Origin of the sequence: Streptacidiphilus jeojiense, from assembly GCF_000719095.1 — a bacterium.
Lineage (GTDB): Bacteria > Actinomycetota > Actinomycetes > Streptomycetales > Streptomycetaceae > Streptacidiphilus > Streptacidiphilus jeojiensis.
This window is the reverse complement of the sequence record NZ_JOEH01000010.1, coordinates 136,105-148,409: the sequence shown is the minus strand read 5'-3', so window position 1 is coordinate 148,409 and position 12,305 is coordinate 136,105. Positions and strand designations below refer to the sequence as shown.

General features: G+C 67.8%; 14 protein-coding genes. 1 reads left to right on the top strand and 13 read right to left on the bottom strand.

Annotation, left to right across the window (positions count from 1 at the left end):
- Positions 1-24: 24 nt before the first annotated feature.
- From IF29_RS0115440 to IF29_RS0115385, 12 genes are all read right to left on the bottom strand, one after another.
- Positions 25-456 (bottom strand): hypothetical protein, encoded by a 432-nt coding sequence (locus IF29_RS0115440; RefSeq protein WP_030254560.1) that lies wholly within the window; start codon positions 454-456, stop codon positions 25-27.
- Positions 453-947 (bottom strand): hypothetical protein, encoded by a 495-nt coding sequence (locus IF29_RS0115435; protein WP_051725357.1) that lies wholly within the window; start codon positions 945-947, stop codon positions 453-455. The genes IF29_RS0115440 and IF29_RS0115435 overlap by 4 nt, the downstream gene beginning before the upstream one ends.
- Positions 944-2,407, bottom strand: a complete 1,464-nt coding sequence (locus tag IF29_RS0115430; protein ID WP_232242160.1) for a type IV secretory system conjugative DNA transfer family protein — start codon at positions 2,405-2,407, stop codon at positions 944-946. The genes IF29_RS0115435 and IF29_RS0115430 overlap by 4 nt, the downstream gene beginning before the upstream one ends.
- A gap of 8 nt (positions 2,408-2,415) precedes the next feature.
- Positions 2,416-2,670 (bottom strand): hypothetical protein, encoded by a 255-nt coding sequence (locus IF29_RS0115425; RefSeq protein WP_030254553.1) that lies wholly within the window; start codon positions 2,668-2,670, stop codon positions 2,416-2,418.
- Entirely contained in the window at positions 2,667-2,990 is a 324-nt protein-coding gene (locus tag IF29_RS42010; protein WP_232242159.1) for a DUF6238 family protein, read from the bottom strand. The genes IF29_RS0115425 and IF29_RS42010 overlap by 4 nt, the downstream gene beginning before the upstream one ends.
- A 37-nt stretch (positions 2,991-3,027) precedes the next feature.
- The gene (locus tag IF29_RS0115415; protein WP_232242158.1) at positions 3,028-4,431 is read right to left on the bottom strand and encodes an ATP-binding protein; all 1,404 of its coding nucleotides are present in this window, start codon (positions 4,429-4,431) and stop codon (positions 3,028-3,030) included.
- A 20-nt stretch (positions 4,432-4,451) separates the two neighbouring features.
- Positions 4,452-5,978 (bottom strand): SCO6880 family protein, encoded by a 1,527-nt coding sequence (locus tag IF29_RS0115410; RefSeq protein ID WP_030254545.1) that lies wholly within the window; start codon positions 5,976-5,978, stop codon positions 4,452-4,454.
- Entirely contained in the window at positions 5,978-7,711 is a 1,734-nt protein-coding gene (locus IF29_RS42005; protein WP_232242157.1) for a hypothetical protein, read from the bottom strand. Before IF29_RS42005 ends, IF29_RS0115410 begins: the two co-directional genes overlap by 1 nt.
- Positions 7,692-8,768 carry a hypothetical protein gene (locus IF29_RS0115400; RefSeq protein WP_051725356.1) on the bottom strand — a complete coding sequence of 359 codons (1,077 nt, stop codon included), beginning with the start codon at positions 8,766-8,768 and terminating at the stop codon, positions 7,692-7,694. Before IF29_RS0115400 ends, IF29_RS42005 begins: the two co-directional genes overlap by 20 nt.
- A 237-nt stretch (positions 8,769-9,005) precedes the next feature.
- Positions 9,006-9,341 (bottom strand): hypothetical protein, encoded by a 336-nt coding sequence (locus IF29_RS0115395; protein WP_051725355.1) that lies wholly within the window; start codon positions 9,339-9,341, stop codon positions 9,006-9,008.
- Between the two features lie 42 nt (positions 9,342-9,383).
- Positions 9,384-10,364, bottom strand: a complete 981-nt coding sequence (locus IF29_RS0115390) for a C40 family peptidase (RefSeq protein WP_030254535.1) — start codon at positions 10,362-10,364, stop codon at positions 9,384-9,386.
- 3 nt (positions 10,365-10,367) lie between these two features.
- Complete coding sequence (locus IF29_RS0115385) at positions 10,368-10,748, bottom strand: hypothetical protein (RefSeq protein ID WP_051725354.1); 381 nt, start codon at positions 10,746-10,748, stop codon at positions 10,368-10,370.
- Between the two features lie 510 nt (positions 10,749-11,258).
- Between IF29_RS0115385 and IF29_RS0115380 the strand changes: the two genes are divergently transcribed.
- Entirely contained in the window at positions 11,259-11,612 is a 354-nt protein-coding gene (locus tag IF29_RS0115380) for a hypothetical protein (RefSeq protein ID WP_030254529.1), read from the top strand.
- 149 nt (positions 11,613-11,761) lie between these two features.
- On the opposite strand, the gene IF29_RS0115375 is transcribed toward IF29_RS0115380, so the two are convergent.
- Complete coding sequence (locus IF29_RS0115375; protein WP_051725353.1) at positions 11,762-12,265, bottom strand: hypothetical protein; 504 nt, start codon at positions 12,263-12,265, stop codon at positions 11,762-11,764.
- Positions 12,266-12,305: the final 40 nt, after the last annotated feature.

Here is a 12,305-nt window from a genome sequence, read left to right as displayed (position 1 = left end):
GGATTCATGGTCGAGAGCCAGTGCTTACAGCGGAATCGTGTGCCCCCCGGGGTCCACGTCGGGCTGCTGCGAGGCGGTGCCGTACCTCTGCGCGTAGGAGAGACCGCCTCCCCGGAGTTGGGCGGTTGGCTCCTCCGGCTCCGGGCTGCTGCTGGGCTGTCCGCGGACTTCGATCAGTTGCTGAAAGACCCGCTCAGCGTCCGAGCGAGGGGCTCCGCTGCTGGGTTCGAGGGCAGTTGGTATGCCCTGACCCTGTAGCTCTGCCACCGCGATCATCACCGTTGCCGCGAGGCTGGTGTCTGTTGGCGCCACAAGCAGTTGACGTTCCTGGTCCCAGCGCCATTCAAGGTCCTCCAGAACGACGCGAGCCTGATGTTGCTCGTGGGCGAGTCGGGCAATCAAGAGGGCCTGCTCGTCCAGGCTGATGAGCACACTCTCCTGCTGGCTGATGGTCATGGGGTCTCCATAGTGACTACCGGGGTGATGGGTTCGACGTTCTGCGAGGGCCAAGCCGCCAGCGCGTATCTGGCCGGCCTCTGTTCGTGCTTGCCCGCGCGGCACTGCTCGGCGGATGGGCCGAGGGCCTTGTTCATTCGGGTGATGAAGCGGTCGTACTGCTCGTGCCAGACGATCGTTGAACCGGCGTCCGCGTAGGCATCGAATCGGGCGAATGCGAAGGCGGCGATCCCGTATGGGATCTCGTCGTGCAAATCCCAGCACGGGGGGATCACCTGCTGGGGCTGCCAGGCATAGGTGGTGTTGAGCCAGCGGGCCACCTGGTCAAGCCATGGGTGCAACGGCGTGCGCATCTTCGAGGGGAGGGCACCGATGTCCCAGGGAGCAGGCCGCACCAGTGCCGCGTCTGCGCTGCGTTCGGCGTGGTAGTCGAGAAGGACTGCCGGAGGCGGTGGGAACGGAGCAAGGTGCCTGAAGGGGTCCGGGTTCATGCAGCTGCACCTGTCTGCCTCATGTCCGCCCAGGTGCGGGCATGGGCGTCAACGCGGGTTCGCCTCTCAGTAGATTGCCGAGCCCGTTCGACCTCGTTCAGCCGCCTGAACTCCGCTACCTGCTGCTGGATCTCCGGCCAGCTGTCCCATGTCCACATTCCATCCATACGGGAGATCACCGGCGGCAGGTTGTCCGCCAGCACCAGGGCGAAGCCCTCGCCGAGCGCCTTGATCTCGTCCGGGCGAAGGACTGCTTCGAGGACGGCTTGGGAGGCGACCGACTCACTACCGCTGGTGCCGCTGCTGGTGGTCCGGGTCTTGCGGATGCGTTCCACCTGGCCGCAGAGGTCGGACATGTCGCGGAGGAACTGAGGGTCCTTCGCGCCGCCGAAGACCACCACGTTGTTCGTGTAGCTGGCCAGCTCGGCAGCGACATCCGGGCCGAAGCGGCTTACGGCGGAGGCCCATCCTTGGACGCCGTAGATCACGGTGATACCCCGGCCGCGCCCGTCTGCGACTCGTTGTCGCAAGGACGGGATGGGGGCGATGTTGGGAGCCTCGTCCAGGGCGGCCAGTAGCGCCGGGTCCAACCGGCCAGCGGGAGAGGCGAGGGCGTGAACCTCGGCGAGGTCGAGAAGGTCTTCCACGAGCGCCGTGGTCAGCGGGGTGACCGAGTTGGCCTCGCTGTCCTTACCGAGGACGTACAGCGTGCCGCCCGCGTCGAGGAAGGCGCGGAAGTCGGTGAGCTCGCCCTGCCCGAGAAGCGAGTCCACCACCGCTTCGTGCATGAACGGCTCCAGTGCCGCTGCCAGCGTCACCGCCGTGTTGCCGACGGTTCGGCTGTCGCCGGAGACAGAGGTCTGGAGCATCTCCGCCCAGCCGGGGCCTGCTCCGGGATGGGCACGGAGGATACCCAACGGAGCCGGGTCGGTGATCTGCCCGGCCCAGCGCAGGAGGTGACGGAGGCCGGCCCCGTCGAGGGCAGCCGCGTGGAGTTGGGCGCCAAGAACCTTGGCAGCCTGGCCGCGGTAGAAGGAGGCACCCTCGGAGGACTGCGAGACGGAGCCCGGTGTCCGCGAGCCTGCGATGAGGGCTTTCGCCCTGATCATGGCAGTCTCGGTGTCCTCGGCCCCTGCGATGGGCGACCAACGGATGCGCGGCAGGGACGGAGCGAGGCCCTGGGGGTCGAAGGCGAGGACCGGCCGCCCCTCGCTTCGGCGGGCATCCACCGTGAGTTCCACCAAGTCCGGCTTGGTCGAGGTAGCCAGCACCGGCCCGCGCCACTGTCGGATTGTGGGGGCGAAGAAGCGCAGGGTCTTGCCGGCACCCATCGGGCCGATGACCCGGGTTGCCCGGTCGGCACGGGACCACAGAGGTACACCCTTGGGCCGCTGGGAGTTGCCCAGCCGGTAGCCGAAGTCCTGCGGGTCGAACTTGTTCTTGTGCATGTGCTGGTCCAAGGGGTTGCTCAGGAAGTACGTGTGGACTTCGCCAGGTTCACGGTGGAGGCCGAGGAGTCGCGGGACACGGCGGTGAGGGACGGTCGGATGTCCGTGGCTTGCAGCACGGCCTTGGCCGACAGCTGACGACGCAAGACGCTTTTGGGGGCGAAGCCGCTGTCACGCCGGGAACGGCTGCTGCTGATCAGCAGCCACAGCAGGGCAACCCCGAAGATGGCAGCGACTACCAGCAGCAGCGGTTGGTTGCCGCCGACCGGGATCATCGGGAGGCCCGTCGAGCAGAGCGGTTAACGAGGTAGCGCATCCGGCGCCCGCAGAGGCGGCTCAGGGGGGCATCCGGCCCGGCGCACCGGGGCGGAGCCGCGTGGAAGGCCGAGTGCAGTTCCTCGGCAGCCCTCCACACCGTGCCGACCGCCGCTCGTACGCGGCCGCCTGCCTTCGCGTAGTGGCCGTGGTCGAGTAGGACTGCTAGGCGGGCGGTGCGTTCCGCGAGCGCCAGATAGTCGGCATGCAACTGGTCTATGTCGTTGCGCAGGTCGCGCCCGTAGGTCGGGAGCGCCGGGTCGAGGGTCAGGACAGTCACGGGATCGACTCCTTCGTGGTCGTGGTGAGGGAGTCGGTCAGAGGCTGGGGGCGCTGGCCGTCGAGTCCGTCATGGAGCCGCTGGAGAAGCAGAGGTGCTGCTCGGCCTCGGTCAGGAGGTGCTGGACGCCGGGGTAGATGATGTCCCCTACTTTCCAGAGGGCGATGCCGCGGCGGAGACGGCTGATGTGCTCGGCTGTCCAGGCAGGCAGCCCCAGTCGCTTCACTGTGGCCGCGGCCTCAGCCACCTTCATCGAGTAGATGACGATCGTGTCGGCCATTTTCAGTGCCGCAGCGGTCTCGGCGGAGTCGTCCAGGTCGCTCAGGTGGTGGACGATGAACACGCAGGACAGTCCGTATCCGCGGGCGAACTTCAGGAACTTCTCCAGCAAGGCGGCCAGCTGAGGCGTCCCGAGGATGTGCCATGCCTCCTCGCAGACCATGATCCGCTTCCGCTGGGCGTACCGCGGGCAGCCGGATTCCTCGGATGCCCCCAGCTGCCACGCGCCGGAGCGGGTGTCTACGGTCAGCCGCTCGTGCTTGGCCGGCGGGGCGCCGCACTCGCAGACGGGCCGCAGCCATACCTCTTCGAGGAAGACGGCGATGACGGCCACGAGGATCGTCATCGCCACGCCGCCGGAGGGCACGCGGGTGAGGTCGAACACCACCATGTCGGCGTCCAGGTCGATGCCGAGGCTGGTCGGGCCGTCGAGCATGCCGACCAGGTCGCCGGAGGCATCCGCGTCAGTTCCGCAGAGCCGGTCGAGAACGTAGGAGGCTTCGAGTCCGTCGTTCAGCAGTTCCTCGCGGCTGCGCTTCTTGGCTGCTGCGTCCGTCTCCTGCGGCGAGCGCAGTGCGGTGGCTACGTCCGTGAGGACCGGGACTCGGTCAGCATCTGCGGCCCGCCGATTGGCCTGGCGGATCGCCAGCCGAAGTGCCGAGCCGGCGAACTCGTCCAGCTGCTTGCCGAGTCCGAGTTCCACGACCGTGCGGACCAGCTCGATCTGCCGCTTGCCCGAGATCGCCGGGTCCATCGGATTGATGCGGGTAGGAGTCTGGCCACCTCCGGGGATGAACCTCACCGGGGCCTTCCCGGTGATGGCCCGGCCGAGTGCCGCCCACTCCCCCTCTTCCCGCTCCGTCTGCTCCTTGGTGTCGAGCACGACGACCTGTCGGCCGAGCCGGATCTGTCGGCCGACGTAGGTCTTGGTGAGCGCGCTCTTGCCTCGGCCGGTGTCGCCCATGATCAACATATTTCCGCCGGGAAGGCCGTCGCCGAACGCCGAGAACGGGCAGTAGATGAATGCCTTCCCGGAGTACAGCTCGCGGCCGATGATCGCTCCAGCGGTGCCCAGGGTGGGCGGGGCAATGGGCAGGTAGAGAGCCTGACTGGTGGTGGTTTCGGTGTAGAGAGGGCGCCGCGCCGTCTGGTGCGTCGGCATCAGCTGATCGAGCAGGGGAGTCACTTGATGCCTCCAGCGAAGGGAAGGGTGTTGCCGAAGGCGCGGGCGTGTTCGAGGTCGAGCCACTCGATCCGCAGGTGAGCGCCCCGTGCGCGGCTGAAGGTGGTGCGCTTCGTCCGTGCCAGCTCCTCCGGGGAACGGGCCGAGATGGTGATGTAGCCGACGACGGCTGATCCAGCGGCACCGGACTGTGCGAGCGCCATGCCGCGGGCACCGGTGGCGTCTGCCGCGATCACGTCGCGCGGGTCCACGTTCCGCCCGCGCTGCTGGTTGCGGAGCATCTCGGCCCGGTTGTTGGTGTCCTCGGCGAGCATCCGTTCGACGGCTTTGTCGGTCGGCTCCAGGTTCTGCGTGATGGCCATCGTGCGGATCACGTCAGGCATCCCGATGAGCAAAGGAGCCAAGAAGTCCGGTCCGACCGGGGCCGTCGGCCAGGAGGTGACTGCGGCCGTGGCGTGGTACCAGCTGGTGGTAGAGCCTGCGGCGCGTGCTGCCAGGTACTCGCCGTTGCGCACATCGACGTTGCGCGGGAAGGCGTGGGCGCGCGGCAGCTCGGCATCCCACAAGGGGTGGTCGGGGTCGTAGCTGTTACGGATCAGTGCGGTCAGCCGGGCCTCGTCCAAGGGAGCGATCACCGGCATGTCCGCGTCCTCGCACCGAGCCCACAGCTCATCGAGGTAGCCGGCCATCACCGCGGCCAAGCCTTCGTCGCCGCTGCCGCGGGCATCGCTGTCGGCCGCCAGGTCGCGCGTGAACTTCGCGTGCATGGTGACGTAGTAGCGGTGCTCCTCCGCCGAGGTGGACACCGCATCGGCCAGCGCCGAGTACGAGTCCCGCAGCCACTGGGGAGCTCCGGCGGTTGCCGCGGATTCGTCGCGCTGCGCGAGGTACCGGCGGTGTGCCTGCGGGTCGGACTTGATCTGCCTGGCTAGGACTTGGATGCGCTTGACCGGGTGCTCCTCGCTGTTACCGAAGGCGTCCAGCAGCTCTCGCCAGCGCTCCAGTGCGATCACCTGTTGACTCGGTTCCTTGCCGCCGAGGCCCGGCGAGGCCACCTCCAGCGTTGCCGTCACGCACCCGGCGGCGGGTTGCAGCACCACCGCCGCCTTATGCCCGCGGACGGTCACCGGCACCCAGGTCATCCCGGGCAGCCCCTCGGGGGTGGTCAGCGCGCTGTCCGGCTGAGTGCCGTCAGCCCGGGTCCCAGCCTCGACGGCAGGAGACACCCACACGCCGCCGGACCTGGCCAGCGCCCTGCGGTGGTACCGCTTGATGCGCCACCACCGGTAGACGGTGCGCCGCTGCGAGGTGCCCTTGGGCCGGTACGGAACGAACACCACCGCGAGGGAGAACAGGATCGGCAGTGCCAGCCCCGCACCGGCGAGAACGGGCATCCCGCTGAACGCGAAGCCGAGCATGACCCCAGTCGCCGCGCCGAGCCCGACGACAACCTGCTCGCCCAGGTCGCGGCGGCCGACCAGGCCGGTCGGCCGAGTCTTGCCGAACTGGTAGGTACGAGTAGCCATCAGGTGTCTTCCTTGCTGGGATTCTGCTGGGGCCGAGCGCCAGTGACTGGCGGCTGTGGTGAGGGAGGCAGCACGGCCGGTCCGGAACCGGAGGCCGTGCCGGTGGAGACAGAGGGCGTGCCGGTGGAGACAGACGGCCACTGCGGTGCGCTCAGGGGGTGGGGCTGCTGCTGGGACGGCTGACCGCCAGCGATCACAGAGCCCTGTCCCGAGGTCGACTGACCTTGCCCTTGGGCGGAAGCCGGAGGCTGGTCAGAGGTGCTCTCGGCACCCACAGGACCGCTGTTGCTCGGACTGTCCATCCCCAAGGGGCTACCGCTCTGCGGGGCAGGCCCGCCGCCGGAACTGATGACCGAGGGTGAGGCCGGGCTGCTGGGCTGGGCAGTGCTGGGCACGCTGGCTGGGCTTCCGGACTGCTCAGAGCCGCTTCCGTCGCCTGTTCCCTGGGCACCCGGTGAGCTGGTTGCCTTGTTCTTCACAGCCTTGGCACCGGCTTTGGCCACCATCGCGGCAAAGCCGACCGGGCCGCCTGCGGCAGCCGTCCCTGCACCAGTAACCCCACCAGCAGCCGACTTGGAGGCGGCTCCAGCAGCTGCCTTGGCAGCGCCGGCCGTCTGGCCTCCGCCACCTCCGCCCACGATGGCGTCCTGCATGTACGACCCCATCGCCCGGTTGGCGTGCTGAGCCGGTCCGTCGACCGCCGCGGCCGGGCCGGCGTTCTGCAGCGCCTTTCGGTCGTGGTGCAACTGGCTCATCTCGTCACCGAACACGGGCAGCCATCGGTACAGGGTGGCGGAGCTGAACACCGCCAGCAGCAGGATCAGCGCACCGACCAGCGTCGTGGACACGGTGTCCGACGTGCTGCCCGAGTTGTTGGAGAGGATGGCCCCGCCGAGCCCGAGAAGGGCGAAGAGGACCGGTTTGGTGAGCGCCAACGCGAACAGGGCGCCGAACCACTTCTTGGACCTACCCCAGAGGTCACGGTCCACCAGGCCCGCGTTGATGATCGGGCCGAGCGCCACTGCTGTGTAGATCGCTGCTGCTCGGATCAGCAGCTCCACCCACATCAGCAGCGCGCCCAGCAGCATGATCAGCTGGACCACCATCAGCTGCCCGACTCCCTGATCTGGGGACGACGAAGCCAAGACCGTGAGCATGTTCGCCAGGAAGGGCTTGAAGTTGTCCACCGCGCCGGGGGCGAATACCGAGGTCATGTCGTCCACCGCTGCGAGCAGAAGCGCAATGGCACCAGGTGTCAGTGCGTTGACGACGAACTGGACCAGGAGGAAGCCCGCTGCCTCGCTGATGGCAGTCCCCAGGCCCACGCCGCGGATAGCCCGCTTTGCCACGGCGATGAACCAGAGAGCCACCGTGATCAACGAGCTGGCCGCAAAGATCATCCCGTACTGCTGGAGGAAGTTGGCCGAGGTCAGGTTGATGGTGGTGGTGGCCTGGATCAGGTCCAACATCTTCTGGAGGAACCAGATGTTCGCGTTGGTCAGCTGCTGGAGCAGAAAGCCCATGGGATCCGACACGAAGTCGATCGCGGCCTTCGCAGAGCAGACCAGCGGGATGTAGCAGAAACTGAACGCCGAGGCCGCCGGGACGAAGATGAAGCCGATGACGATGTTGACGGCGGCCAGGATTCCGAGTCGCCGGACCCACCTCGGAGCAGGTCCGGTCCTCTCGACTCGCAGGAGGCCGGGGGCGTCGTCACGCAGTCGCAGGCGCATTTGCCGCACCCCCGATCTGGCTGAAGTCCTGCCCGGAGGAGGCGGCGGAATTGGTCGGGGAGGGCACCAGCGGATCGCCAGGGGAAACCGCCAACACCTTCCAGGTTCCGCCGGACCAGCTGAGATCGACCGTCATGAGCAGGTAGGCGATCTGCGGACGCTCGCTGTTGTCCGACCCGGCGATGCCGCCGATGGAAGCCGTCCAGAGCTGGAGGCTCGCAGACTGGTTCGAGTACGCGACGACCCGGGAGGCCAGGACCGCTGTGCCGGTCACCAGAACGCCCCCGCCCGGGGTTGTGCCGTCTGCGGCGATGCCTTGCCCTTTCTGCACCTGCTGCGCGGTGGTGTTGCCGTCCGCCCGGAGAGCGCTGGCGGCCAACGGCGCGGCCACGGCCGCCAGCATCTGGTTCCGCCAGGCATCGTCGGCGAAGTACCGCGGATCTCCCCACAGCATCGCGGCGCTGGTGGCCGCCTCCTGGGCCCCCTCCTTGGAGCGCGCGTAGGGCGACGGGTAGCCGGTCGTGTCGAGCGCGCCGCTGACGAAGGCGTCCTGGGCCTGTCCTGCGGTGAAGCCGGTGAAGTCGCCGGTGTTACTGGTCCCCTGCTGGTACTCGGTCGGCGCGACCAGTCCACTGGCAGTCGAACTCGACTCCACCTTCCAGTCGTCGGCCTCCCACACCAAGCTGACCGTCACCGACTCGAAGGCGGAGCTGGGGGCGTGGCCTCCGCTGGCACTCCCTCGGACAGCGACTGTCCACAGGCGGACCATTGCCCTGTGGATATCGAACCCCAAGACGTGGACCGAGAGCACGCCGGTGCGCGCGACGGCGTCGGTGGGAACGATCTGAGCTGAGTCACCCTTCAACTCATCGGCCGCCGAGCGGACCTCACTATCGGCTTCTTCCGTCAGAGTCGAGATGGAAGAACCGCTGGCCGCCAGCGTTGCCACTGCTGTGTGCCGAGCCGACGAATCGGTGAGGAAGGCCGTGGTGCCGCTGACGATCACGAAGTTCTGAGCGGCGGCCTTCGCGCCGGCCTCCGTCCGCAGGTAGGCCACGGGGACGCCTCCCCGGAACTGCACGTGCGCCTGCGTGCTCACCGTCGCAGCAGCCGAGGTGTTGGCACGAGCGGCAGCCGGAGAGGAAGCAGGGGTAGACGAGACCGAAAGGGCCAGCCCGGTTGCGGTGACTGCGGCGACGACCGCCACCCCGACACCCCAAACGGCGGCTGGCGAGCGCTTGCGGCGCTGTTGGGGGGCGGCGCTCTCGCGCCGCGCTATGCGCTTCGGCATGGGTCAGACCCCCATGCCGTAGACGATCGTGACCAGGGTGCCGAAGCTGGCAATCAGGAAGATGCCGACCAAGCCGCCGACCATCATCCCCTTGCCGCGGGAGCTTTCCATGGTGGAGTGGCCGCCCTCGCCAAGCCAGCCCTTCGACTTGCCGAGGCCGACGAGGAAGACCCCGGCGAGCGTGACCAGCACGGCGGCGGCGATCACGCCGAGGATGATGGTCGCGGTGGAGCCGAGCTTGCTGAACGGTCCCCAGTTGGGCGTCACTCCCGAGATGGTGCTGATTCCCGCAGCGAGGTTGGTGTGCAGGTTGGGGGAGGAAGCCAGAAGCGTGTGCATGGGTAGTACCTCTTGCGTAGATAGTTCTAGTTAGATGGCATTTCAGGCGATATGACGCATGGAAACGATCAACGAGGTCCAGTCGCTGAGCGGAGTGATCCGGACCTGAGCCCCGGTGTGCGGCGCCTCAATCACCTCGGAGCCGCCGACGTACATCCCGACATGACCTGGCTGGGCGGCAGTGCCGTCTGATCCCGCCTCGAACAGCAGGTCGCCGGGCCGGAGTTGGGAGACGGAAGTGACGGCAGTCCCGGAGTTCACCTGGTCGTAGGTGGTCCGCGGCAAGTTCACCCCGGCTGTGGCCCACGCCATCTTCATCAGGGATGAGCAGTCGCATCCGTTCTGGCCGGTGTAGGGCGCGATGCAGTCGCCGCCCCACTGGTACCAGGTCCCCAGTGCGGTCTTCGCCGCTGCGATGGCCTTGGCCGCGCCGCCGCTCGCCGTGGTGGAGGCTGAGGCTGCCCACTTCGCGGCCAGGTCGCGGATCGAGGTCACGTAGTTGCGGGTCTCCGAGTACGGCGGGATGCCGTTGTACTTGATGACCGCCCCGCTACCCGCGTTGTAGGCCGCCAGCATGTTCTCGGTGGCGTCGCCTGGTACCCCCTTGACCTCTTCGGCAAGGGTGCAGTCGTAGCCGGCCTGGGCGGCGATGGCGTCGGCCGCGTCGAAGACGTCCTTCTTGCCGTCGCCGTCGCCGTCCTTGCCGAAAACGGACCAGGTGGCCGGCATGAACTGGGCGATGCCCTCGGCGCCGACAGGGCTCACGGCCTTGGTGTTGAACCCCGACTCCGTGTAGAGCTGAGCTGCGAGCAGGCTCGCGGTGACCTGAGGGCACTGCCCGGCGTACTTCGCCACCAGCGTTCGGACCCAGGTGGGCACGGGGGCGTCGGTGGTGATGCTGCCCCCTGGCCCCGTCTCCTTGGCGGAAGCGCTGTCCGCGCCGCCGAAGGTGAGCAGGAGAGCGACGAGGGACATGATGAAGGCCGGGCTCAACACGACCGCGGCTATGGCGAGTTTCTTCATCGTCTACGCCCAGGGCAGCGCATCGACGCGCCAGCCGTCAGCGGTGAGCACCAGGTGCAGAGCGATCTGCCCCTCGCTTTGGCGCTGGTTACCCGCGTTCGGCGCGGTGGTGAGCACGAAGGTGACCCGCACCACGGCCGCCGAGGGGGTGGGTGCCGGAGCACCGTCCGGCACGCTGACGGACGTGATCGCCGTCGTCTGCCGGTCCTGCTCGGCCCGGAGCGTCTCCCAGGCAGGTTCCTGCCCCGGTCGAATCTGGGTGAGGGACTGCGTCAGGTTGCCGGTGGCGTAGGCCGCTGCTCGGACGCCCGCTTCCGCGTAGGAAGTGTCTCCGCCGTTCACGGCGTTGTGCGAGGAGTAGGCGATGGTGAACTCCCGCGCCACTGTTGAGACCGCCAGAGGGACCGAAGCCTTGGTCGGAACCGACGTAGCCACAGCCGGAGAGGGGGTTCCAGTCTCGTTGTGCTGCGGGGGTACGGCCGTTGAAGCCGCGGGTTGCGCAGGACTGGCAGTCGCCGCAGCCGGGCGGGAGCAGCCAGCGGCGGCCACGATTACGCCCCCCGCGAGGAAGATTGCGGCGGTTCTATGGACAAATCTGCTGGAAAAAGGCATAGGGAACCACAGCCTTGACATCTGGAGAGGAGATACGGAGGCCGGTGAAGCGGCGTCCGTACGGCCCAGCATCTCTACGAGCGATGGCCGTGGAGAGAGCATCACAGCAGGTCAATGGACAATGCGAACTGATGCCGGAGAGTTGGAACTTGGTACTCGGAGAGGCCAGCCTGCTACGTCGTGAGCAACCTCGTACCCGAGGAGGACCCCGCATTGGCGCCGGAATCTTCAGTGCGGTTCGGCGGAGTACGATCTCCCTTTTCAAGTAAGGGAGTTGCTACGGTGAGTGATGCCGCCCTGCTAAGTAACTGGACGCTCCGGTTCATTTCCTATCCCGTCGCGCTGGAGCGCATCGTCCACGACCCCGACACGGTGAAGTCAGCCCGGCTCCCGCATGTGGCGGGCCTTCGGCTCATGTACGACCCCCTGGACGCTGGCAACCCCCAGGAGCCGGTCAACCAGCTCGGGGGCCTCGTAGCCGAGGCACTGGGTCATCCGCACAAGGAAGAATGGCGCGGACAGCTGGGCTTCTACGTGGCGGACGCCGCAGGAGGGCCTGCTGCGATGCCTGACTCCGTGTCCAAGCGGATCGAACACGAGACCGCCGAAGCGCGCAGGAGGCTCGGCCGGAAGTAAACACGTCAGCCCTGCCTCCGGCTTGGGGGCAGGGCTGCGTTGCCTCGGCCGGCGCGGCCGATTTGATCACCCGACCGTGCGCCGTCAGCCGCAGTTCACGCAAGAAGGGCTGTGCCTCCAAAGGAGGAGCTGCACCCACGTCATTCCGCTCAGCTCAGGAGACGGCGGATGGTGTCTGCGAGGAGGTCTGCCCATGGGCCTACCAGCAGCAGAGGCGGGCAAGAGCTGTAGCTCAGGACGACCTCCCCCGCTGTCGCTCCGTTTGTGATCCCCGTGAGGAGTGAGTGGTCGAACGGGAGCCACAGCGCCGTCCCGGACGGGCACAGCCTGAGCCCCACTGAGGTCAGGAGGACGCGCGCCGTGTCGTGGTCGCGCCACTGAAGCTGAGCTGCTGCCTCGGCTTCCCGATGCCGCCGGGCGTTGAGCCGCCGGTTGGGCATCCAGCGGCGGCCGAAGGCGGGGTGGACCTCGTAGTAGCCGGCCTCCGGCGGGACCACCGTGTGCGTGGCGTAGTAGCGGGCTGTGCCGCACATCACATCGGCGTGTGCTACCTCGTTCGGTGCCAAGTCCAGGCCCGGCACGCTGAGTGTGGGCAGGGCCGTTCCGTGCGTGATGGCCTGGTTCAGGTGCTCGGCCTGGTCCTCGATGGCCATGGTTCTTCTCCACAGGTTGGGTACAGCCCGGTGGACGGTA